The organism is Polyangium sp. 6x1, from assembly GCF_029946515.1.
Taxonomy (GTDB): domain Bacteria; phylum Myxococcota_A; class Polyangia; order Polyangiales; family Polyangiaceae; genus Polyangium.
Genome location: NZ_JARZHH010000038.1, coordinates 23,826 through 47,102, shown reverse-complemented (window position 1 = coordinate 47,102; position 23,277 = coordinate 23,826). Strand labels below are relative to the sequence as shown.

At 69.8% G+C, this 23,277-nt stretch carries 19 protein-coding genes; 10 read left to right on the top strand and 9 right to left on the bottom strand.

Annotated elements, in window-relative coordinates; translation table 11 throughout:
* Nucleotides 1-21: 21 nt before the first annotated feature.
* From QHF85_RS30235 to QHF85_RS30210, 6 genes are all read left to right on the top strand, one after another.
* Nucleotides 22-924 carry a hypothetical protein gene (locus QHF85_RS30235; RefSeq protein WP_281330828.1) on the top strand — a complete coding sequence of 301 codons (903 nt, stop codon included), beginning with the start codon at nt 22-24 and terminating at the stop codon, nt 922-924.
* Nucleotides 925-1,008: 84 nt separating this feature from the next.
* Nucleotides 1,009-2,478: a hypothetical protein gene (locus QHF85_RS30230; protein ID WP_281330827.1), complete on the top strand. Its 1,470-nt coding sequence runs from the start codon at nt 1,009-1,011 to the stop codon at nt 2,476-2,478.
* A 37-nt stretch (nt 2,479-2,515) separates the two neighbouring features.
* A complete protein-coding gene (locus QHF85_RS30225) occupies nt 2,516-5,359 on the top strand; it encodes a MopE-related protein (RefSeq protein WP_281330826.1) in 2,844 nt (947 codons plus the stop codon).
* A complete protein-coding gene (locus QHF85_RS30220; protein WP_281330825.1) occupies nt 5,359-6,375 on the top strand; it encodes an SUMF1/EgtB/PvdO family nonheme iron enzyme in 1,017 nt (338 codons plus the stop codon). The genes QHF85_RS30225 and QHF85_RS30220 overlap by 1 nt, the downstream gene beginning before the upstream one ends.
* Before the next feature lie 108 nt (nt 6,376-6,483).
* Nucleotides 6,484-7,113, top strand: a complete 630-nt coding sequence (locus tag QHF85_RS30215) for a sigma-70 family RNA polymerase sigma factor (RefSeq protein ID WP_281330824.1) — start codon at nt 6,484-6,486, stop codon at nt 7,111-7,113.
* A 5-nt stretch (nt 7,114-7,118) separates the two neighbouring features.
* The gene (locus tag QHF85_RS30210; RefSeq protein WP_281330867.1) at nt 7,119-8,114 is read left to right on the top strand and encodes a serine/threonine-protein kinase; all 996 of its coding nucleotides are present in this window, start codon (nt 7,119-7,121) and stop codon (nt 8,112-8,114) included.
* A 16-nt stretch (nt 8,115-8,130) separates the two neighbouring features.
* On the opposite strand, the gene QHF85_RS30205 is transcribed toward QHF85_RS30210, so the two are convergent.
* From QHF85_RS30205 to QHF85_RS30165, 9 genes are all read right to left on the bottom strand, one after another.
* Nucleotides 8,131-8,733, bottom strand: coding sequence for a hypothetical protein (locus QHF85_RS30205; protein ID WP_281330823.1), 603 nt, complete (start codon nt 8,731-8,733; stop codon nt 8,131-8,133).
* A gap of 191 nt (nt 8,734-8,924) precedes the next feature.
* Nucleotides 8,925-9,593: a hypothetical protein gene (locus QHF85_RS30200; RefSeq protein WP_281330822.1), complete on the bottom strand. Its 669-nt coding sequence runs from the start codon at nt 9,591-9,593 to the stop codon at nt 8,925-8,927.
* A 191-nt stretch (nt 9,594-9,784) separates the two neighbouring features.
* Nucleotides 9,785-10,957, bottom strand: coding sequence for a hypothetical protein (locus tag QHF85_RS30195; protein ID WP_281330821.1), 1,173 nt, complete (start codon nt 10,955-10,957; stop codon nt 9,785-9,787).
* A gap of 22 nt (nt 10,958-10,979) precedes the next feature.
* Entirely contained in the window at nt 10,980-11,363 is a 384-nt protein-coding gene (locus QHF85_RS30190; protein WP_281330820.1) for a hypothetical protein, read from the bottom strand.
* A gap of 210 nt (nt 11,364-11,573) precedes the next feature.
* On the bottom strand, nt 11,574-11,819 hold the full coding sequence (locus tag QHF85_RS30185) for a hypothetical protein (RefSeq protein WP_281330819.1): 246 nt from the start codon (nt 11,817-11,819) through the stop codon (nt 11,574-11,576).
* A gap of 99 nt (nt 11,820-11,918) precedes the next feature.
* Nucleotides 11,919-13,346 carry a MopE-related protein gene (locus tag QHF85_RS30180; protein WP_281330818.1) on the bottom strand — a complete coding sequence of 476 codons (1,428 nt, stop codon included), beginning with the start codon at nt 13,344-13,346 and terminating at the stop codon, nt 11,919-11,921.
* A 129-nt stretch (nt 13,347-13,475) separates the two neighbouring features.
* Nucleotides 13,476-14,288, bottom strand: a complete 813-nt coding sequence (locus tag QHF85_RS30175) for a hypothetical protein (protein ID WP_281330817.1) — start codon at nt 14,286-14,288, stop codon at nt 13,476-13,478.
* Complete coding sequence (locus QHF85_RS30170; RefSeq protein ID WP_281330816.1) at nt 14,285-14,920, bottom strand: sigma-70 family RNA polymerase sigma factor; 636 nt, start codon at nt 14,918-14,920, stop codon at nt 14,285-14,287. Before QHF85_RS30170 ends, QHF85_RS30175 begins: the two co-directional genes overlap by 4 nt.
* Before the next feature lie 46 nt (nt 14,921-14,966).
* Nucleotides 14,967-15,470 carry a hypothetical protein gene (locus QHF85_RS30165; protein ID WP_281330815.1) on the bottom strand — a complete coding sequence of 168 codons (504 nt, stop codon included), beginning with the start codon at nt 15,468-15,470 and terminating at the stop codon, nt 14,967-14,969.
* A 665-nt stretch (nt 15,471-16,135) separates the two neighbouring features.
* Here QHF85_RS30165 and QHF85_RS30160 point away from each other — a divergent pair.
* The 4 genes from QHF85_RS30160 (at nt 16,136) to QHF85_RS30145 (ending at nt 23,122) form a co-directional block, all read left to right on the top strand.
* Complete coding sequence (locus QHF85_RS30160; protein WP_281330814.1) at nt 16,136-17,011, top strand: hypothetical protein; 876 nt, start codon at nt 16,136-16,138, stop codon at nt 17,009-17,011.
* Between the two features lie 71 nt (nt 17,012-17,082).
* On the top strand, nt 17,083-18,783 hold the full coding sequence (locus QHF85_RS30155; RefSeq protein WP_281330813.1) for an alpha/beta fold hydrolase: 1,701 nt from the start codon (nt 17,083-17,085) through the stop codon (nt 18,781-18,783).
* Between the two features lie 2 nt (nt 18,784-18,785).
* On the top strand, nt 18,786-20,024 hold the full coding sequence (locus QHF85_RS30150; protein WP_281330866.1) for an efflux RND transporter periplasmic adaptor subunit: 1,239 nt from the start codon (nt 18,786-18,788) through the stop codon (nt 20,022-20,024).
* Entirely contained in the window at nt 20,021-23,122 is a 3,102-nt protein-coding gene (locus QHF85_RS30145; protein WP_281330812.1) for an efflux RND transporter permease subunit, read from the top strand. Before QHF85_RS30150 ends, QHF85_RS30145 begins: the two co-directional genes overlap by 4 nt.
* The last annotated feature ends 155 nt before the right edge of the window (nt 23,123-23,277 follow it).

Below are 23,277 nucleotides of genomic sequence, written 5' to 3'. Positions count from 1 at the left end.
GGGCGCGGGTAGCCTCGGAACGTGCTCATCGTCGGCGGGAGACGCCTCTACGGCAAGGTCGAGCAGGTCGGCAGCACCTACATCGCGACGACGTTCGCCTTCCTCCAGTTCTTGCCGCTCTTCCCCGTGCGATCGCACATCGTCGTCGCCGAGGGCTCGGCCGACACGCACACGGTCGTTCACATCAAGATGAACTGGAAGAGCGTCGCGACGGGGTATCTCCGCGCGTACGGCGTCGCCGCGACGCTCATCGCGCTCATCCCGGGCCTCGCGATGGCGGGCAACTCGAAGGCGCCGACGGCGTATCTCGGCGCGGGCCTCGTGCTCGTTTGCGCGGGCCTGACCACGGCCGCGTTCTCCATGATCGGCCGCCTTTCCCGCGAGGAGAAGGCGCAGCGGCTCCTCTACGCGCGTTACCTCGGGCACCCCGTGCATCCCTCGGTGCTCGACGAGGACACGCGCGGCGCCATCGCGCAGAAGCTCCGCGATTTCCTGGAGGAGCGCGCGGCGGCGGCGATGACGGGCTCGAACTACCGCAAGGGCGGCCCCGTGAAGGCCGGGTATCGCGTGCTCGCGCTCGAGCCGTCGATGCGGGATCGGGAGTATCTCGAAGCGGCGCTCACGCTCGCCTGCCTCGACGCGTCGCTCTCGGTGGGCCCGATGCGCGCCGACGCGGAGCGCGTGCACGGAGCGCTCTGGAACAAGCTGCGCGCGGAGCACCCGGACGTGATCGACGTCGTGCGGGACGCCGAGATGGTGCAGCGCTCGTGGGTGAGCAGCGTGCTCGGGTTCGTCCCGCTCGTGGCGGCCCTCGGCATCTGCAGCGTGCTCCTCCTGCGCAACACCTACGTCTTCAAGTGGAAGCCGAGCACGGCCGACAAGACGCCCGAATACGGATTCGTGCCGGAAGACCTCTTGCGCTGAGGGCCGCGCCGCGCATGCGCCTTGTTTCGCCGCGGCTCGGCGCGGTACGATCGCGGGCGTTTTTCCCACGGAGCCCCCACGCCCATGCGCCTTCTCCATTTCGCCGCGCCGTTCACCCTCGCCGCCTCCCTCGCCGCCTCCGGTTGCAGCGGTGATGCCACCTCGTCCTCGGGGGGCGGCGCCTCCTCGGGCTCGTCCTCCTCGTCGGCGGGCGGCGCGGGCGGCGCGGGCGGCGCGGGCGGCGCGGGCGGCGCGGGCGGTGGTTCGTCCTCCTCGGGCACCGGCGCGGGCGGCGTCGCCTGCACGGATGAGGTCTGCAACGGCATCGACGACGATTGCGACGGCGCCGTCGACGAAGACGCCTCCCTTTGCGCCGGGCCCGGCGAGGTCTGCGCCGCGGGCGCTTGCAAGGTCGATTGTGTCTCTCCCGAGGCGAACCCTTGCGCCGCGGGCACCGTCTGCAACGTCAGCGACAAGGACCCCGGCGCTTGCGTCGCGCCCGACGCCGGCTGCGTCGTCACGGGCCCGCTCGTCGCTTGTGGCGCCTCGACCTGCGGCCCCGGCACCACCTGCGACGCCGCCACGAACACCTGCGTCGCGTCGCTGCCTTGCGCGGGCGTCGCGTGCACCGGCGCGGTTTGTCACGGCGTCGCTTGCCCCTGTGAGCGCCCCGCGCCGGCCTGCACGGGCGCCACGCTCGACCAGCTCAATGTCACGGCCTTCGTGAATGGCCTCGTCGACATCGACTTCGACCTCGTCTGCAATGCCTGGGGCGTCACCGTCCTCAGCGGACCCGATTACCTGCGCAAGGTGAGCACCGCGGGGCAGGTCTCCACGGTCCAGGGCGTCACGAACCTGAACATGGGCGAGGTCGCGGCGATCCAGGGTCAGAATGGCACGTTCGGCGGCAGCGTCACCGACGTCGGGCTCACGTACAATTGCTGCGCGAACTGCGGTTGTCAGGGCACACCGCAGGGCGTCGCATTCTACGACCAGATGGCGAATGCTTTGCCGCTCGTCATCCCGAGCGCGAAGATCACGACCGGCGCGGGTCCCTTCCAGAGCGGCTACCTCGACACCGGCCCGCAGGGCCTCACCTTCGGCCTCACGAAAAAGCTCTACGTGGGCAACGTCGACACGGACGGCGATTTCCACGCGGTCGACCTCGCGGACGGCACGAAGGGCCTCGTCGCCACCCTGCCGGCGCGCGTCTACGCCGCCTCGCCCTACGATGGGAGCCGGCTGCTCGTCGCGCTCGCCACGAAAGAGATCGTGCTCCTCGACGTGAACACGGCCGCGACGACGCCGTTCGCGACCCTCCCATCGGACATCACGAGCCTCGCGCGCGACCCGTTCACGGGCCACGTCTATGTCTCGCTTTTCGGCGGCGAGATCCGCGACCTCGACGGCGCCGGCAGTGATCTCGGTCTCTTTGCGAAGGGCGCGAAGAGTGGGCGGATCGCCCTCGCGCGCGACAACTTCCTTTACCACGTGAACTCCACGCCCGGCGGCGCCGCCTCCATCGAGCGATTCCCGCTCCCGCAGACGTATTGAAGTTGACTCTCTCGTGGCGTTGCCTTCCAATACGAGCATGAGGCGATTCGCGCGTGCTTCCTTTTTGTCTCTCGGCCTCGCGGTTTCGTTCGGGGGGGCCTGGGGCTGTTCCGATGCGGGCACGAACACCACCGCGGGCGCGGCCGCCGGCGGGTCCGGGGGACAAGGGGGCGTCGCGGGGCAAGGCGGCGCCGGCGGCCAGGGCGGGGGAGGCAACCAGGGCGGGGGAGGCGGCGCTGCTTGCGTGGAAGGCGAGTCGCGTGCGTGTTACGACGCGGACCCGGCCACCGCCGACAAGGGCGAATGCAAGCAGGGCACGCAGACGTGCGCGGCCGGGAGCTGGGGCGGTTGCGTGGGGCAGGTCGTGCCCGCGGTCGAGGCGTGCAACGGCACGGACGACGATTGCAATGGCCAGGTCGACGACGGCATCGCGGACGTCACCTGCGGCCTCGGCCAATGCCAGGTGAAGGTCCCTGGCTGCGTGGACCAACAGGTCCCCGAATGCACGCCGCTCCCGCCCGCGACCACCGAGGCCTGCGACGGCACGGACGACGATTGCGACGGCACGATCGACGAGGGCTGCACCTGCGCGGACGGCGAGACGCAGGACTGTTATTCGGGCGGCGCCGGCACGAAGGGCGTCGGCGCCTGCAAGGCCGGCACGCAGACGTGCGTGGGCGGCGCGTGGGGCGCTTGCGAAGGCGAGACGGTCCCGGGCGTCGAGAGCTGCAACGGGGTCGACGACGATTGCGACGCGAAGACGGACGAGGATTTCGGCCAGCTCAATTGCGGCGCCGGCGCCTGCTTCGTCAGCGTCGAGGCTTGCGTGAACGGAATGCCGCAGACGTGCACCCCCGGCACGCCGAAGGCCGAGACGTGCAACGGCGTCGACGACGATTGCAACCTGCTCATCGACGACGGCCTCGGCACCCTCACCTGCGGACTTGGCGCCTGCATGAAGACCGTGCAAGCGTGCGTGGGCGGGCAGGCGCAGACGTGCATGCCGGGCGTCGGGTCGGCCGAGGTCTGCGACGGCGTCGACAACGATTGCGACGGCAACACGGACGAGGGCAACCCCGGTGGCGGCGCCGCCTGCATGACGGGGCAAGCGGGCGCCTGCGCGCAAGGCACGCAGGTCTGCAGCGGCGGCGCGCTCCAGTGCATGTCCTCGGTGCAGCCCGTGGCCGAGTCCTGCAATGGCAAGGACGACGATTGCGACGGACAAACCGACGAGCAGAACCCCGGCGGCGGCAGCGCATGCAACACGGGCCAGCTCGGCATCTGCGCCGCCGGCACGACGTTGTGCCAGGGCGGCGGCATCGTCTGCAAACAGAACAGCCAGGCCGCCGTCGAGACCTGCGACGGGCTCGACAACAACTGCAACGGCGCGGTCGACGAGCAGAACCCCGGCGGGGGTACGTCCTGCCAGACCGGCAAGCCGGGCGTCTGCGGCGCGGGCACCACGTCCTGCCAGAATGGCCAGCTCGCGTGCGTCCAGACGAACCAGCCGAGCCTGGAGGTCTGCGACGGGCAGGACAACAACTGCAACGGCACGGCGGACGAGGGCAACCCGGGCAGCGGCGGCGTGTGCACGACGGGCCAGCAGGGCGTCTGCGGCGCGGGCACGTACCAGTGCCAGAACGGCGCGCTCGCCTGCGTGGCCATGACGATGCCGTCGACCGAAATCTGCGACAACAAGGACAACGATTGCGACGGCATGGTCGACGAGAACAACCCGGGCGGCGGCATGGCCTGCGCGACGGGCCAGCAGGGCGTCTGCGGCGCCGGCACGTCGACGTGCACGAACGGGACGCTCATCTGCACGCCGACGATCCTTCCCTCGGCGGAGACCTGCGACAACAAGGACAACGATTGCGACGGCGTGGTCGACGAGGGCAACCCGGGCGGCGGCTCGGCCTGCACGACGGGCCAGCCGGGGTTCTGCAGCGCGGGCACGCAGGTTTGTCAAAACGGCACGATCTCGTGCGTCGCGACGAACATGCCCACGACCGAGGTCTGCGACAACAAGGACAACGACTGCGACGGCTCGGTCGACGAGAACAACGCGGGCGGCGGCGGCGCGTGCAGCACGGGCCAGCAGGGCGTCTGCGGCGCGGGCACGCAGGTTTGTCAGGGCGGTACGCTCGCGTGCATGGCCACGAAGACGCCGTCGACGGAGATCTGCGACGGCCTCGACAACGATTGCGACGGCTCCGTCGACGAGGGCAACCCGGGCGGCGGCGTGGCCTGCGGGACGGCGTATGCCGCGCCCTGCAACAACAACACGACGATCTGCCAGAACGGCGTGCTCGTCTGCGGCGTGACGAACATCTTCGAGGAGACGTTCGCGACCGCAACCGCGGCGAATAGCTGGAACGGCTGGACGCTCGGGGTCGTCGGGACCGAATGGCAGATCGGCACGGCGACGTCCTCGTCCGGGCACGACGACGGCTACGGCGACCCCTCCACGGACCACACGACGACGGCCGACAACAAGCTCGCCGGCGTCAAGATCGGCGGCAATGCGAGCATCGCCGCCACGCACCCGTTTTATTACCTCACGAGCCCCGTGATCAACGCGTCCGGTGCGGGCTCCATCGTCCTCGATTTCTGGCGCTTCCTGAACAGCGACGGGTATCCGTGGATGACGAACTCCATCGAGGTCTACAACGGTTCGAGCTGGGTCGTGATCTGGCAGAAGCCCGACACGGGCAGCACCCTCGAAGATTCGGCCTGGACGAACATCGTCCACAATCTGACGACGTACAAGAACGCGAACCTCCAGATACGCTTCGGGTACAACATCGGCCAGGTGGACGAATATTCGTACCTGATGTCTTCCTGGAACCTCGACGACGTCGTGATTCGCCGCTGCCAGTGATGATTCGATCCCTCCGCGCGCCCCTCCTCCTCGGGGCCCTTCTCCTCTCGAGTGCATGCACGAGCCGCGGGCCCGCGCCCGAGGTCGGGCCCTCCGCGCCGCCGCCCGCGCCGCTGCCGGTCGTCCCGAATCCGCCGTCGCTCGCCCCGCCGCCGCTCGAACCCAAAAAACCCCCGCCGCCCGCCCCCGTGGAGCCCGAGCCGCCGCCCGCGCCTCTGGCGACGAGCGCGCTGCCGAGCCGGCTCGACGGCATGATCCTCGTGCCCGCGGGTCCTTTCACGATGGGCGCCGACAGCGGCGGCGAGCCCGACGAATGGCCGGCGCACACCGTGACGCTGCCGGCGTATTACCTCGACGAGTTCGAGGTGACGAACGGCGATTATGCGCGCTGCATCGAGGCCAAGATCTGCCCGCCGCCCGAGCCGAGCAACGCGGATCGCAATGGCGTGGGTCCGGACAAACTTTTTCGGAGGCCGAAGCAGCCCGTGAGCAGCATCTCCTGGGAGAGCGCGCGCGCTTATTGCGCGTTCGTGGGGAAGCGCCTCCCGCGTGAGGCGGAGCTCGAGAAGGCGGCGCGCGGCGAGGGCGGTCGGCTGTATCCATGGGGAAACTCGCCGCCCGGGCCCGAGCGCGCGGTCTTCGCGGTCAGTGTCACGGCGGATGTCGGGACACACCCCTCGGGGCGTGGTCCTTATGGGCACCACGATCTCGCCGGCAACGTCTGGGAGTGGGCCGAGGACATCTACGATCCGTTCGCGTACAAGCGCCCCGGCGCCTCCGAGGGCCGCGGCGGGACGTGCGAGGAGGCCCTCGCCGCCTACGCGGAGCTGAAGCGCAAGCGCCAGCAGGGTTTTACCGGGTCGAACAAGATCCCGACCGAATGTGAGCGGGTCCTGCGCGGCGGCGGATTCAACTACCACGCGACGGGCCTGCGCTCCACGAACCGCGTGCACCACCCCGCGCGTTATCGCATGGTGATGAGCGGGTTTCGGTGCGCGCGGGACGCCAAGGGCTAGGGCGCGGCGGCCCGCCCCGGGACATCCCCGATCGGGAGCCCGTCCCATGGTGTAGGATGGGCCGAGGGCACGACGTCGCTCGGCGTTCGGGCTCCGGGATCACGTCACATGACCGCGGAGGATCGGGGCGATCTCGAGCGTGAGCTCGGGACCCGCCTTACCCAGGGAGACCGAAGAGGCGTCGCGACGGCCATGCTCGCGACGTACGGGCCCGAGATCTACGCGTTCCTCGCGGCCCTGCACCGCGAAGAGAGCGACGCCGAGGAGGTCTTCTCCCGCTTCGGCGAGGCGCTCTGGCAGGGGCTCCAGCGCTTCGAGGGCAAGGGCTCCTTCCGCGGCTTCGCCTACGCCATCGCGCGGAGGGCCTCGGTCCGCTTCCGCAGGGAAGTCTTGCGCAGGCGAAAGCGCGAGGGGGAGCTCGACAGCGCCGAGATCTCGGGCGTCGTGGCCGAGGTCCGCGAGCGAACGGCCGCGTTTCTGCGGACGACGACGCGCAGCCGCCTCACCGCCCTCCGCGCCTCGCTCCCCGAGGAGGACCAGGAGCTGCTCATGCTGCGCGTGGACCGGAAGCTGCCCTGGGACGAGCTCGCCATGGTGCTGCGCGAGGAGGACGATCCGCCGCTCTCGGTCGAGGACAAACGCCGCGAAGGGGCGAGGCTGCGCAAGCGGTTCCAGCTCCTGAAGGACCGGCTGCGCGACATGGCCCGCCGCGAGGGCCTGCTCGACGAGGACGGGTGAGCGTGATGTCGTCGCAGCGCTTCGCCTGGCAAGAGTCCACGCTTCCGTCGAGCTCCTCGTCGGAGGACGCGTCGGACGACGTGTTTCTGCGCGAGGTCGCGCGCATCGACGACGTGCCCGTGCCCCGCGAGCGCGAGGAGAGAGCGGGGAAGCTGCTCGCGGATCGGTACGTGCTCATGGCGCAGCTCGGCAGCGGTGGGCAAGGCGCGGTGTGGGAGGCGGAGGACACGCGCACGGGCGAGCGGGTCGCGGTGAAGGTGCTGCGCTCGGTGTCGGCGACCTGCGCGGCGCGCGCGCAGCGGGAGATCGCGGCGCTGCGGCTCCTGCGCCTGCCCGGCGTGGTGCGCCTCGTCGACGAGGGCCTGCAAGGCGACCGCCCCTTCCTCGTGACCGAGTGCATCCTGGGCCGGCCCTTCCCCGGCGTGAGTGTCCCTTGCTCCTGGGAGGCGCTCGAGCCCGTCCTCGTCGGCCTGCTGGAGACGCTCGCGTGGATCCACGCCGCGGGCATCGTGCACCGCGATCTCAAGCCCGACAACGTGCTCGTGGGGCCGGACCAGCGCCCCGTGGTGCTCGATTTTGGCCTCTCGTCGCTGTCCGTCGCGTCGCCGAATCCGATCACGGACGCGGGGCAGATCGTCGGGACCCTCTCGTACATCGCGCCCGAGCAGTTCCGCGAGCAACGCGCCACGGCCCGCACCGATCTCTACGCCGTGGGGATCATGGCCTACCTCGCGCTCACGGGCCGTGTTCCGCATGAGAATCGCGACATGTGCGCGTTCGTCCTCGCGCGCCTGAACGAGCCCGCGCCGAACCTGCGCACGCTCGTCCCGGATTTGCCCTTCGAGGTGGCCCTCGTGCTCGATCAGCTCCTCGCCACGGACCCCGCGGATCGACCCCGCTCGGCGGCGGAGGTCCTCGAGAGATTGGGGCGTCCGCGGGAGGCGCTGCCCCTCGATGCGCGAGGCGAGGTCGTCGATCCGAGCGAATCGAGGGGCGGCTGATCGTCGTGGATGCGGATCAGGGGGTTTGATCCACCTTGTAGGTGACCTGGCCGGTGCCGGGGGTCACGGCGCCCGAGTTGGTCGTGAACGTCCCGTTCGGCGTCACGTTGCTCGGCCCCACCGAGCCGGGCGTGAAGGTTTGGTACCAGATGACCTGCGAGATGGCGCCCGAGCTCGTAAAAATGCGCAAATCCAGGTTCCCGGACGTGTAACGGTTGCCCGAGCTCGTATCTGTTCCGAGCGAGGTCCAGCTCGCGATGCGGGGAAGGTTGAACTCCTGCGTGCCGCTGTACGAGGGCGGCGTGCCGGTCCCGTCCGTATGCGAGAAATGCAGGTCCTCGGTGCCGAGATATTGCAGATTGCTGGCGTTGACGTACCAGTACTCCCGGTTCGGCCTGAATGCGCCGCTCACGTTGGGGCCGGTCGCGAGGATCGTGCCGAACGTCGCGTTGTTGTCGTAGGTGACGGTATAGGAGCGCCACTCGAGGCCGAGGTCGACCTGCGCGAGCTCCGCCTCCGCGACGTCGTCGTCCTCGAACGTGGCATCATTCGCGCCGCAACCCGTCGCGACGCCCATCATGACCACGATCGTGCCGAGCAAGCTGAATCGATGATTCAAGGAAACCTCCGCGCAAAGACGATGTTCGTAGGCGCCCTTCATGGCTCTCGCGGGCGCCCACCGAAATTCATCGTGGTCGAAATGACGGAGGCTCGTCAAGTAGGAACGTATTCGCGCTCTCGAAGCAAGGATACCGTGTGCCTAGAAGTGTTGGCCCAGGCTCGACGGGTCCCTACGGGCGCGAAAGAAGTCTACGCGGCCACGGCGCAATGCGCGTTCACCGTCACGACGGCGCGGCCCGAGAGATCCGGCGTGCGCACGGCGCCGAGGTAGGTGAGCGCGTACGTCCCACCGAGGTTCGCGTCAGGGACGCTGTAGGGCGCTTCGTTGAGGTTGTTGGTCAGCGTGTTCGTCATGACGCGGTCGAACAGGTGCCACGTCTCCAGGGTGCCGCCGGCGACGGGCGTCACGACGAGCACGCCGACGCGCCGGTTGCCCTGGGTGATGTCGTAGATGCCGAGGTCGACCTGCTGCGGCAGGCTCGGCATCGCGGCGGAGATGCTCCCGGTGTTATTCGAGGCGAGCCGGTCGCAACGTGCCTTGATGTACTCGATGCCGCAGCCCGTCGAGAGCGTCAGCCGGGCGAGGTAGTCGTTCACGTCGAAGTCGGCCGGCGGCGCGCCCGTGCCCCGGAACGACAGCCCCACAGGCATGCCCAGGAACGAGCTCGACGGGCGGACGTACACGGCGTAGCCGGAGCCGACGGCTGCGCTCGTGTACAGGAACCAGTGCTCGTAGCGGGTCTCGCCGTCGGGCGCCGTGACCACGAGGCGCCCGACCTCGAGCAGCGGCGCGCTCGGAACGCGCGGATCGCGCTGGAAAAGGATGTACTGACCTGCGCCGATGTGCCCAGTGATCATGGCGAAATCTCCTCGGAAGAACAAAAGCCCCGGGCCGGGCCGAACGTCCGGCCTCCCAGCCCCCCAAGGAGAGAGTTCCCGCTGCGCGCGGATGTGACGAAAAAATATTCGCCGACCGGAAAAAAAACGCCGGCCGCCTCGACCTCCGGGGACGAGTGGTGGGGGAGCCGACCTCCAGGACGCGCGGGGGGCTACTGGACCTCGCAGTGGTTGTAGTTGCACGCCGGCGCGCTCGCGGGGCAGTCGATGCTCGTGGTGCACGGCGCGCAGGAGGTCGTGCCCTGCGTGAGCGCGTCGAAGTAGCAGCCGCAGGAGCGAGGGGGCTGGAAGGAGGAGAGCGGGCCCATCTCCGCGGTTCGCGTGACGCGCATCGCGCACTCGGGCACGATGCCGGCCGCCGCCAGCACCTGGACGAGGTCGAGCCCCGGCGGGTCTTTCGTGCCAATCGCATAGGAGACGATGTCGGCCGCGACTGCGCTCCGCGGATACCCGTCCTGATCGAGCTTCGTCAGGACGTGGAAGGGCCCCCAGACGGTGTAATGGCCATCCCGCACGTTTGCCTTGTCGCGGGCCGTCGGCGTCGAGTCCATGTAATAGCCGCACGTTTGGCCCGTGTCCTGGTAGGCGAGCAGCTTCACCGTGAGGTCGTTCTCGATGGCCACTTCGGACGCGAGGATGCCGATCGCCTTTTCCTTGTCCGGCGCATTCGCGAGTTTGCTGACGATGTCCGCGCTCGACGAGGCCTGCGTGCCTTTCCAGCGGTCGACGGGCACGCCCGTGGCCACGGCGAGCATTTGCTGCGTGCCGCTGCCCTCGCCGCGGGTGAAAATGGCCGTGGGGTCGGTCCAGGGCTCGACGCCGGATTCGGCGCCGAAGCCGAAGACGAAATAGGCAGCCTCGCGGCTGATCGATTCCTGCGCGGACGGGCGCGGCACGGCGAACCCATAGGCCTCGACGGGGCCGAGGTAATCGCCGACGTCCTGCGGCAGGCCGTTCGGCAGGCTGGAGCAGGTGGAGGGAAAGACGTCGGAGATCCCCACGTCGGCGACGTTGCCGTCGACGTCGAAGTCGCAGGCGTATTCGCTGCTCGTGTCCCAGTACATGCCGCCGGTGCCCGCGGCCTCGGTGCCCACGAGCGGCGTGCCGTTCACGATCGAATCGACCGCGAGGCAGGAGCCTTGCCGCTTGTAAATGAGCGTGATGCCCTGCGACGAGAGGACGCGGCCGAGGTTCTCGATGAAGATGCCGCCGCCGCCATTGATGTAGACGGGGTTCGGCAAGGCGCTGCAGGGCCCAGCCTCCGCGGGCGCGGCGAGCAAAAGGCCGGCCGCCGCGGCGAGGAAAAACGAGAGAGAATGGCGCAAGCGCATCGGTTCCTCGCGAAGGTCAGGGGACGGGGGGCAGCGTGCCGTCGGGCAAGAGCTTGGTGACGCGCGCCTTGTCGAAAGGCACGCACGTGGCGTTCGTGCACGCGTTGAGGAACTCGGCGCGCGTCTCGGGCGCGCAAGCAAAGCAGGGACGGCCGGACACGGCGCCCTCGCACGAGCCGACGGCGCAGTACCCGCCCCGGCACGCGCCGGCGGTGCAGTCGGCGTCGTCCTCGCATTTCACCGGATCGGTGCAGAACCCGTCCACGCACTCGCTGCCGGCGCCGAAGAGCGCCGCGCATTCGCCGCTCTGCCCGCACGCGTCGGGCGAGAGGTTCCCGAGCGAGCAGCCGACGGGGATCGCTGCGGCGGCCGCGAGGGCCACGCCGAGCCAGGCGAGCACGCGAGACCTCCGCGCGGCGCGGCCTTTCGAGGATTCCTGGGGGGAGGAGAAGGACATGGTCGCCGTGGCGACCGCATAAAGGGTGCGGCCGCCGAACGACGATACCATGGGCCGCCCGTTCGCCACGCCGTTCTCGTGTTCGTCACGGAGCCGTGCGAAAATTGCAACGGGACGGACGAACGGCGCGGTCCCGGGCGGGCATCGCCCGCGTCACGAGGGCTTGGTGCCCTGAATGTGCTTGGCGAGCAGCGTGCGGAGCGTCGTGACGTTTTGCTTGTTCTGGTCGTGGATTTGCTGGAAGCAGCGCTCGGCGTCCTGATCCCCGGCCTGGCGTGCATCCTGGATGTATTGTTCGAGCGCGGAGTTCCCCTGTAGCAACTCGTGCATCTCGGCGACGATGTCGTATTCGAGGTTCGGGGCACCCGTCTGCTTTTGCTGCTGCGTCTGTGTGGCCATGCGCACTCCTTTCGAGTGTGGGCGTAGCAGCGCATGTGCCAGGGGCCGTGGGAAGCCGCGCCCGTCGGGCTCGTCAGGGCCGACGGGCGCGGCGGGGCGTCACTTGCAGAGGCCGTTCTGGCAGGTCGTGCCCGCCGGGCAATCGGCGTTGCTCGCGCATTGCTGGATCGTGCAGTTGCCATTCAGGCAGATCTGCGGCGCGGGGCAGAACAAGGAGCCCGGGGTGGCTTCGTCGACCACGCCGTCGCAGTCGTTGTCGATGCCGTCGCACTTCTCGTTGCTGGGGACGCAGCCGCCGGGCGTGCAAACCCCGTTCGGCGTGCAGAGTTGGCCGACCGGGCAGTCGGCGTTGATCTGGCAGGGCTGCGACAGGCACGAGCCCATGATGCAGGTGCCGCCGTTCGGGCAGAGGAGGACCTGGCCCGGATCGACCTCGTCGATCTGGCCGTCGCAATCGTCGTCGAGGTTGTTGCAGTACTCGGGCTTGGCGAGGCACATGCCGCCGCACTGGCCATTGACGCACAACGTGCCGTCGGCGCAGATCGTGTTCTCGTCGACCGTGCCGTTGCAATTGTCGTCGACGCCGTTGCAGGCCTCGGCCTGCGGGATGCAGCCGTTCGGATTCACGCACGTCCCCGTCGCCGGATCGCAGACGTGGCCGGCGGGGCAATCGGCGTCGGTCATGCACATCCAGGTCGCGCACATGCCGTTGACGCACGTGCCGCCGTTCGGGCAGAGGACCGCGCCGGGCGTGGGCTCGTCGATCTGGCCGTCGCAGTCGTTGTCGTAGCCGTCGCAGAGCTCCGGCGTGGGCGAGCACATGCCGCCGCACTGGCCATTGACGCACGCGGTGCCGTCGGCGCAGAACGCGTTGTTGTCGGGGATGCCGTTGCAATCGTCGTCGAGGCCGTTGCAGGACTCGGGCGCCGGGACGCAGCCGCCCGGGAGGCAGAAGCCGACCATCGGGTTGCAGAGCTGGCCGGCCGGGCACTCGGCGTCGGTCATGCATTGCACGGCCACGCAGGCGCCGTTCGTGCAGGCGCCGCCGTTCGGGCAGAGGATCGCGCCGGGCGTGGGGTTGTCGACGACGCCGTCGCAATCGTTGTCGATGCCGTCGCACTGCTCGGGCAGGGCGCTGCACACGGGCACCGGCACGCACATGCCGAACTCGTCGCAATAGCTGTTCGGCGGACAGGTCACCATCGGGTTACACTGCGTCTGGCCGCCGCACATGCCATTCACGCAGACGGTCCCGTCGGGGCAAATGACGGGTCCGTTGCCGCTCGCGTCGATCTGGCCGTCGAGGTCGTCGTCGATGCCGTTGCAGACCTCGGGCTGGGGGCCGTCGTTCTGCACGACGCAAGCACCGTTCACGCAGAACTGGCCGGGCGCGCAGTCGGAGTCGGCATTGCACTGGCCGTCACCGCCGATGACGACGGGACCGATACACGCGGCGAAGGGCGTGATCGCGAGGAGGGCGCCGAGGGGGAGGAGAGCCTTGAGGAAGGAAGCACGAAAGTTCTTCATGGTCTTGACGTCTTTCTCGTGGAGGAATGGGCGCGCGCGTCCGTTCGTCCCCGCAAAGGACGTGCGGCGCGGCGGCGCGTGTCTTCGTCTGGCTTCGTGGCCGGACGTCCGCCGATCCGTGAGGAAATGTTAAGGGCTCGCGGGGCAGGCCTTCCGCACGCGATCGGCGAGCGGCGAGCCGGGGCTCTCCGCGAGGAATCGGGCGGCCTCGGCGCGACCCTCGGCGACGCGGCCGAGCTTGCAAAGTGCGAGCGCGCGCGCCGCGGTCCGCTCGGCGCGCATCGATTGCCCTTCCGCGCCCGCCGACGTCTCGTCGAGCAGATGCAAGGCCTGCTCCGGATCGCCGCCTTGCATGGCGCCGTGCGCCGCGCGGAGGCGCTTCGTCTCGGCGAGCAAGGTGTCCGCGGGCGGAGGCTCGTTCGTCGCGACGGGCGCCGCCGGCCGCTTGGAAGGAGCATTCACCGCCGCCGCGCTCGGGTGCGCGGGCGCGGGCGGAGGCGGAGGCTCGTTTGTCGGGAGAACCGCCTGCGGCTGCACCTCCACAGGCATTTGCGCGGGCGGCGTTTGGCCGAGCGGAGCGGGGGCTTCGAGGTGCGTCGCCGCGGGGGGCGCCTCCACGCGGGCCTCCGTGGGCCCGAGGATCGCCACCGCGGAGGCGGCGCCGCCCACGATCAACGCGAGCATTCCTTTCCACGCGAGGCCGCCGAGGGAAAACACGGCGCCGGCCTTGGCGGCACCGGCAATGTTCGTCGCGGAGGCGGCCTCGCCGAGCTTCCTCGTCGCGCCGTCGGCGACGCTCTCTCCCCCGACGGACGCGGCTCCGCCTGCGGCAATGGCGGCCGCGAGCCCGCGGCGCACGCGGGCGCGATCGGCGGGCGAGGGGTCGTCCCCGTCGCGTCCTGCAAGAAGGATGGCCCGCGCTTCAGGGCCGAGCTCGCTCATCGGAGCCTCCACGTATCGCGGGCCCGCTCCCGGGCCACTGCTTGCTCGAAATCGCGCCGCGCCGCCCGCAGGCGCGCGTAAATGGTGTTCACGTTCTCCCCGAGCGCGTCCGCGATCTCGGGGGCCGTCATCTGCTCGAGCTCGGCGAGCACGAGCACGGTGCGCTTGTCGAATTCGAGCTCGTCGAGCAGCTTGTGCAAGAGGCGCGCACCTTCGAGCCGAACGGTATGCTCGTGCGGGCCCTCCGCGCGCTCGTCGGGCACTGAATCGACGTCGATGGCCTCGGCTTTCCCGCAGGCGTGGGGGCTCTTGCGCCGGAGGGCGCGCCGGTGGTCGCTCGCGACGCGGGTGACGATGGAGCAGATCCACGTCTTCAGCGAGGAGCGGCCCTCGAACTGGCCGAGGCGGCGATACACGACGAGGAAGACCTCCTGCACGGCGTCGTCGACGAGCGCCTCGGGGACGCCGAGCCTCCGGACGTTGCGGAAGACGAGATCGAAATGCTCCTCGTAGACGACTTCGAAGGAGGGCACGACCACCCCATCGCCCGCATCCTCCGGGCGCGCCGCGGCCGTGGGCTCGGGGGCGAGCGGCGAGGGGAGGGTGGCGTGGAAGGAAGCGGAAGGAGGCAAGCGTGTCCTTGGTGGCCGGCACCCTCGAGGTCCGTGATCGAAAATCTCAGAACCGCACCTCGACGCCGAGCTCGGCCCGTCCGACGACGGGCGAGGCGCGGTGCACGGTGCCGAGGCCCGAGACGATGAGGTCCGGGTGGACGATGGGGACGGCGGCGCCGAGGCCGACGACGAGGGAGACGGGCCGCGCGAACGTCCAGCCGAAACGTCCACCGGCGGAGAGGGCGAGCCAGGGGGCGGCGCCCTCGCCCGGGGAGGCGACGCCCGCGCTGGAGCTCTGGATGCGGCCGGCCTCGAAGGAGGCGCAGGGGCCGAGCTCGAAAGGAGGGCGCTGGAAGAAGGCGGCACACGCGCCGACGTGGGCGAGGAGGAGGTCGATGTCGCCGGTGGCGCTGCCGAGGTTCGGCAAGGGGAAGGTGCGGGTCGGGAGGTAGGAGATGCCAGCTTCGAGGCGGTACCGGCCGACGAAGAGGGAGAGCGCGGCGCCGAAGGCGAGCGTCGGCGCGGGGAAGGAGCCAGCGTCGGCGAGGGCGCGCGCGAAGAGGGCCATCGGTGGAGGCGGAGGTGGCGATGGTGAGGGAGTCGACAGAGGGACCTTCGGAACCTCAACGCGTTGAGGTTCGGGTCGTGGGGGGGACCTTCGAACCCTCAACGTGTTGAGGTTCGGGTCGTGGGGGGGACCCTCGGAGGTGGAACGCGTTGAGGTTCGGGTCGTGGGGGGGACCTCTGGAGGTGGAACGCGTTGAGGTTCGGGTCGTGGGGGGGAGGGCGGAGGTGCAACGCGTTGAGGTTCGGGAGGTGGGGGGGACTCCGGCGGGGGCCCGGCGATCACGTCGGGCTCGATCATCATCGCGATGATCAACGCCGCCGCCTCGCCGAGCGCCTCACACGACGACGCCGCGACCTCGCGCGTCCGTGGTCCCTCCTCGCTCCGTGTCTCCAGCCGAACCCGATAGCGCCCCGCCGGGTCGCGCTTCACCTCGGCGCTGACGTCGAGCGGCGCTCCCGACGGCGAGGTTCGTCCGCCGAGCAACCGATCCACCTGGGCCGAGATCGCCTCGGCCGTGGGACACCCCTCGGGCGCGGACCAACGCAGGCGGACCCCGCTCTCGGCGCGCGTTTCGGCGGCGAGGCCGAGCGACGCGAGGGTGGCGAGGATCAAGGAAGGGGCCCGGGCCCGAAGCATGGGGTCACTTATGTCATCATGCCCGGCGAATGAGCCGGCCGAAAACGAGCAGCGCGCGCCCCGCACGCTCTTCCCCGACGGGCCTGCCCTCCCGCGAAGTCCTGCTCCGGGATCTCGGCCGCGCTCCCGACGAGCGCCCCATCTTCTCCTTGCCTTCGCCGCTCCTCCCGTGGCTCGGCCTCCTGCTCGGCGTCGCCGTCGCGGCCCTCGCGCGCGGGCTCACGCGTGAGGGGCTCTGGGGCGCCACGCTCTGGGCCGCGCTCGTCCTCGCCGTCCTCGTCGTCCTCCTTTTTCCGCGCAAGCTCGTCGTCGGCGAGGATGGCCTCTTGCTCGTCTGGGTCCGCGCTCGCTTCATCCCCTATCGCGACGTCGCCTACGTCGAGACCTCCGACGGGTTTTACTTTCGCAACCCCGGCATCAACATCGTCCTCCGCTCCGGCCGCGCCGTCGATTTCGCCACCAGCATCTTCAAGGAGCGCTGGGCCGAGCGAGACGCCCTCCTCAGCTTGATTCGCTGCACCATCGAGGCCGAACGCGCGCGCCGCCCCGCCCGCGCGCCCGACGCCCTCGTCCGCGGCGGCAGGACGTACGACGCCTGGGCGCGCGCGCTCCGGGCGATCGGCTCGGGCGCGCACGAGGGCATGCGCACCTCGCCCGTCCCCGCCGAGGAGCTGCTTCGCGTCGCCGAGAGCCCCGACGCGCCCGTCGTCGATCGCGCCGCCGCGTTCGTCGCCCTCGCCGCCTCGCAGGACCCCGAGCATGTGCGCCGGTTGCGCATCGCCGTCGACCTCACGGCCGCGCCCGACACGAAGACCGCGCTGCAAGCGGCGCTCGCGGCCGAGGGCGACGAGGCTTCGATCGCCGAGGCCCTCGCGTTCGCCGAGACCCAGACGACGGGCCCCTGATCCCGCGATCCATCGGCGTCGGAAACCGGGCGAAACCCTCCCCACGAACCCCGCCTTCCTTATGATGGCGCATGCCCTTCCGCCGCATGCCTCCCTCGGTGCTCGCCCTCGCGAGCGCCTCCCTCCTCGTCGCCTGCTCCGATCCTGCCGAGGTGCCCGTCCCGCCTGCGCCTTATGCGCCGCCTCCGAGCTCGACCGTCGTCGAGGAGGGACCCGTGCGGATCCGCCGCGACATCTTCCTCGTCCCCGGCGTCACGCCGCCGCCGAACCCCCTGACGGGCAGCACGACGCCCGCCGAGCTCAACGCCGTCCGCATCGTCCGGTACCGCATCGACGCCGATCCGCCGGCGCCTGCCCGCGCCGTTGCCGTCCTCATGCCCGGCTTCCTCGGCGGCGCCAGCAGCTACGACGCGATGGCGCGCGCCATCGTGCGCAGGTCCAAGGCGGGCGAGCCCTTCGAGGCCTGGGCCATCGATCGACGCTCGAACTTGCTCGAGGACCATCACGGCCACGACGTCGCCGAGGTCCGCAAGGACCCCGAGATCGCCAAGCGTTACTACTTCGAGGAGGAGGCCGTCGAGGGCAAGACCTTCCCCGGCTTCGTCGATCAGGCCTCGGTCGATTACGCCTCCGAGTGGGGGCTCGACACCACGATCGGCGACCTCCGCCGCGTCGTCGAGATCGTCGCGCCCGAGGAGCGCAAGGCGCGCGTCTTCCTCGTCGGCCACTCGCTCGGCGCCACGATCGCCGAGGAGTACGCGGCCTGGGACTTCGACGGCACACCCGGCTACGACGAGCTCGCGGGCCTCGTCCTCGTCGACGGCGTCGCGCGGCAAGAGGGCGCCTTGGCCCCGAAGATCACCGAGGACGACTACCTGAAAGGTTCGTCCCAGGACCCAAACGCCTACCTCACGCCGGGCCTCGAGACGATCCGCAAGACCACGCGTTACATCGCGCTCCCCTTGCTCGGCCTCAAGGTCTACCCCGTCGCCGCGATCGCCGGCATGCGCGCGATGTGGTCGCCGACCGCGATCACCGAGGATCCGTACCGGGACAACGCCTTCCTCACGCTGCTCTCGCTCACCGAGGTCCCGCGCATGACGAACCGCGCGGCCATGGGGTTTGCCATGGACGATTCCTCGAACGGCGTCTCCTTCGCGGCCGTCTCCTGCGGCGAGAGCAAGGGCGGCGCGCTCGCCGAGTACGACAGCCTCTTCGGCACCAAGCTCGTCCAGCCCTCCGATCCTACGGCCACGTACAATTGGGTGGAGTACGACGCCAAGAGCCCGCGCGAGCACACCTCCCTGGACGACATTTCGCGCTCCTGGTTCGAGGGACCCTCGCTCGATTTCGCCGAGTGGTATTTCCCGGCGCGCCTCTCGCTCGATGCCCAGGCCGCGGCCACGCTCGTCCTGAAGGACGGTGACTGGCCCCGCGCGACCTACGGAATGCGCGCGATTCACGGCGCTTCCATGGACCTCCCGATCTTCGCGGCCGTCGCGGGCCTCGTCGGCGACACCGCCGCCCTCGACCCGCTGCGCGCTCTCGTTCAGAACGTAGCCATCGGACCGGACCGCCCCCTCGCGGGCAAACCCCGCACGGATCCCGACGCGTTCGTCGTGCTCGACATCGTCAAGCTCACCCATATCGATCCCCTGTCCGGCACCGATGACGGGCAGGGCGATGTTACGAAATGGTACGACTCGCTCACCAAGTGGATGACCACGAACAGCCCCGCAGGGGCCGTGGTCCTCGCTCCATCGGCCCCGTGATCATGCCTCTTCTCGCAACACCCCGAAGGCTCTCGGCCTGGCTCTTCCTCGGCGTCACGCTCCTCGCGCTCGTGCTTTTTGGCTGCTCGAAGAAGGACGAGGGCGCGGGCCCTCCCGCGGGCGGCAAGGGGAAGATGGCGTTCCCCGTCGAGCTCGCGCCCGTCTCCGGCGAACGCGTCGAGTACACCGTCACCGCGGTCGGCACCGTCGACGCCTACGAGCGCGTGCAGGTCACGGCGCGTGTCTCCGGCGTGATCGAGCACGTCCGCTTCGCCGAGGGCGACGTCGTCAAGAAGGGACAGGTCCTCGTCGAGATCGACCCGGCCCGCTTCAACCTCGCCGTCCGCAGCGCCAAGGCCACGCTCGAGCGCGCGCAGGCCTCCGCGGCCGAGGCCCAGCAGAACCTCGAACGCCGCGAAAAAGCGGGCGCCGACGGCGCGGGCGTCTTCTCGAAGGAGGACGTCGACGGCTGGCGGACGCGCGCGCGCACCGGGGCGGCGCAGGTCGCCGAGGCCCGCGCCACGCTCGACGAGGCGAACCTGAACCTGCGCGACGCGTATGTGCGAGCGCCCATCGAGGGCAAGATGCAGACGCGCACCGTGCAGACCGGACAGTTCGTCCAGCCCGGCACGGTGCTCGGCACGGTCCTTCGCCGCGATCCGTTGCTGCTCCGTTTCCCGGTCCCCGAGGCCGACGCGCCGCGCCTCCAGGCCGGGATGAACGTCTCGTTCAAGGTGACGGGCATCGAGCACGACTTCTCCGCGAAGATCACGCTCGTCGCGGACGCCGCGGATCCGGCGACGCGCATGGTCCCGATCGTCGCCGAGGTCGCGGACGAGAAAAAAGACGCGCTCCGGCCCGGCGCGTTCGCCGACGTCACGGTGCCCGTCGGCGCGACCGAGAACTCCCCCGTCATCCCGCAGACCGCGATTCGCCCGAGTGAAAAAGGCTTCCTCGCGTTCGTCGTGGAGAACAACGTCGCGCACGAGCGCGTGCTCGCGCTCGGCATGCGCACGGCCGACGGCCGCGTCGAGGTGCGCAAAGGCCTGAAGCCCGGCGAGATGCTCGTCATCCGCGGGGCCGAACCTCTGCGGGACGGCACCACGGTGCGCGTCGCGCCGCCGGGCCAAGGGCCGGGCAAAGGTCCGCCCGGGGCGCCCAGCGCGGCCGCGCCGCCGGCGGCCACGAGCGCGCCTTCGGAGGGCGTCGGCGCGCCTTCGAAGGGAGGGAGCGCGCCATGAACCTGACCGAAGCGTGCCTTCGCAAGCCCGTCCTTGCGTGGATGATGATGCTCGCGACGATCGTCTTCGGCATCGTCGCCGCGACGCGCATCGGCATCAGCCAGTTCCCCGACGTCGACTTCCCGACCATCAACGTCAGCGTCTCCTGGGAAGGCGCCGCGCCCGAGGCCGTCGAGCACGACATCGTCGAGCAGATCGAGGAGGCCGTCGTCCAGGTCGAGGGCGTCAAATCCCTCACCTCCTCGTCGCGCCAGGGCGGCGCCTCGATCACGGTCGAGCTCGACCTCTCGCGCAACGTCGACTCCGCGCTCCAGGACGTGCAGGCCAAGGTCTCGCAGGCCCAGTCGCGCTTGCCGCGCGACATCGACCCGCCCGTCATCTCCAAGTCGAACCCCGAGGACCAGCCGATCATGTGGATCGGTTTGTCTGGTCCATTCTCGCCGCAGACCCTCTCCGACTACGCGCGCTACCGCGTCAAGGAGAAGCTCCAGACCGTGCCGGGGATCGGTGAGGTCATGCTGGGCGGCTACCTCGAGCGCAACGTCCGCGTCTGGTTCGACGCTGACAAACTCGCGGCCAAATCGCTCACCGTCACGGACGTGATCGCGGCGCTGCGACGCGAGCACGTGGAGCTGCCTGCGGGGCGCCTGGAGACCACGGGCCGCGAGGTCAACGTGCGTGTCCTCGGCGAGGCGCTCGACCTCGACACGCTCCGCCGCATCGTCGTGCGCGAGCAGGCAGGCGTCCCGACGTACATCGAGGACGTCGCGATCATCGAGGACGGCTTCGAGGACGTGCGGCGCATGTCGCGCGTGAACGGCCAGCCCGCGCAGGGCATGGGCATCAAGAAGCAGCGCGGCTCGAACGCGGTCGCCGTCGCGACCGGCGTGAAGGGGCAGCTCGACGAGATCCGGAAGACCTTGCCCGAGGGCATGGAGCTCCAGATCAACTTCGACTCGACGCGCTTCATCGAGCAGTCCGTCCACGAGATCGAGCTCGAGCTCATCCTCGCGGTCGCGCTCACGGCCCTCGTTTGCTGGCTCTTCCTCGGCTCGCTCTCCAGCACGCTCAACGTGATCCTGGCGATCCCGATGAGCCTGCTCGGGACGATCGCGGCGATCTACTTCCTCGGCTTCACGCTGAACACCTTCACGCTCCTCGGCCTCTCGCTCGCCGTCGGTATCGTCGTCGACGACGCGATCATGGTGCTCGAGAACATCTTCCGGCACGCCGAGCAGGGCAAGGATCGCGTGCGCGCCGCGCGCGAGGGCACGGCCGAGATCACCTTCGCCGCGCTCGCCGCCACGGTCGCCGTCATCGCGATCTTCATCCCCGTCATCTTCATGGAAGGCGTGATGGGGCGCTTCTTCCTCCAGTTCGGCGTGACGCTCTGCATCGCCGTCGCCCTCTCGTACGTCGAGGCCATCACGCTCGCGCCCGCGCGCTGCGCCCAGCTCCTCACGACCTCGCGCGAGGGCCGCAACAAGCTCGGCGTCTTCGTCGATCACGCCTTCGACAAACTCTCCGCCGGCTACGGCTGGCTCCTCGCGCGGGGCCTCAAGTTCCCCTCGCTCGTCCTCGTCGCCTCCGTGGGCCTCTTCGTCGGCGCGGTCTTCGCGTTCCAGGCGCTCCCCGGCGAGTTCGTCCCTTCGCAGGATCAGAGCCGCCTCATGGTTCGGCTCACGACCGCCGTCGGCTCCGACATCCGCGAGACCGACAAGATCGTGTCGAAGGCCGAGGCCATCGTGAACAACGCGCCCGAGGTGCAGCGCACGCTCGTGGTCGTCGGCGGCTTCGGCACGGGCGCCGTGAACAGCGGCATGATCTTCGTGACGCTCAAGCCGCGCGGCGAGCGCAAGGCGACGCAAAACGAGTTCGCGGCCGTCCTCCGCAAGGAGCTCAACGCCATCCCGGGCGTACGCGCCATCGTGCAGGACCTCTCGCAGTCGGGCTTCACCGCGTCGCGCGGCTTCCCGGTCGAGTTCTCGATCCGCGGACCCGAGTGGGGTGAGCTCGTTTCGCACAGCGAGCGCATCAAGGCCGAGCTCCAGGCCGCAGGCCTCGTCGTCGACCTCGACTCCGACTACCAGCTCGGCATGCCCGAGCTACGGATCGTGCCCGACCGAAAGCGCGCCGCGGATCTCGGCATCTCGGTCGAGGAGATCGCGACGACCTTGAACGCGCTCGTCGGCGGCACGCGCGTGGGCAAGTACAGCGCGGGCGGTCGACGCGTCGACGTGCGCATGCGCCTGCTCGCGGATCAGCGCTCGCGGCCCGAGGACCTCTCGCGCCTCAAGCTCCGCGCGAAGACGGGAGAGCTCGTGCCGCTCTCGACGCTCGTGAAGTACGAGGAGCAGCCTGCGCTCCAGGCGATCACGCGCCGCGATCGCGAGCGCGCGATCACCCTCTTCGGCAACGTCGCGCCGGGCAAGTCACAGAGCGAGGCCCTCGCGCTCGTGGAGAAGCTCGGCAAGGACGTACCGACTGGCTACCACGTGGTCCTCGGCGGCGCGTCGGTCGCGTTCCGCGAGTCCATGGGCGGCCTCGTCTTCGCGCTGATCCTCGGGATCATCGTCGCGTACATGGTGCTCGCGTCGCAGTTCAACTCGTTCCTGCACCCGGTGACCGTGTTGACGATCCTCCCGCTCTCCGTCGCGGGCGCTGCGTTCGCGCTGCTCCTCATGAAGCAGACGCTCAACATCTTCAGCATGATCGGGATCGTCCTCTTGATGGGGATCGTGAAGAAAAACTCGATCATCCTGGTCGATTACGCGACGGAGCTCAGGAACCACGGCAAGAACGCGTTCGACGCGATGCTCGAAGCGGGCCCGGTTCGTCTCCGGCCCATCCTGATGACGTCCATCGCGACGCTGATGGCGGCGATCCCCTCGGCGCTCGCGCTCGGCGAGGGCAGCGAGGTGCGCGCGCCCATGGCGATCGCGGTCATCGGCGGCCTCGTGATCTCCACGGGCCTGAGCCTCCTCGTGGTGCCGGCGTTTTACGTCGTCGCCGACCGCGTCGCGTCCCGCCTCGCGCGCTCCCGTCCCGCGCCTGCGCCGCCGCTCGCCGAGCCGGTCCCGCCTCCTCCGCACGCTTGACGCGCCGGGTCTCGGGTGGAAACTCCACCGACCAACTCGTGCTTGCGTCGTCCCGTCCCGGCAGAAAAGTTGATCCAGCCTGTTGCCGTTTGGGAGGTGGGGCTTTAGGTGCGCCGAGGGAACTTCATGCTGCAAATTACATTCCGCAGTCTGGA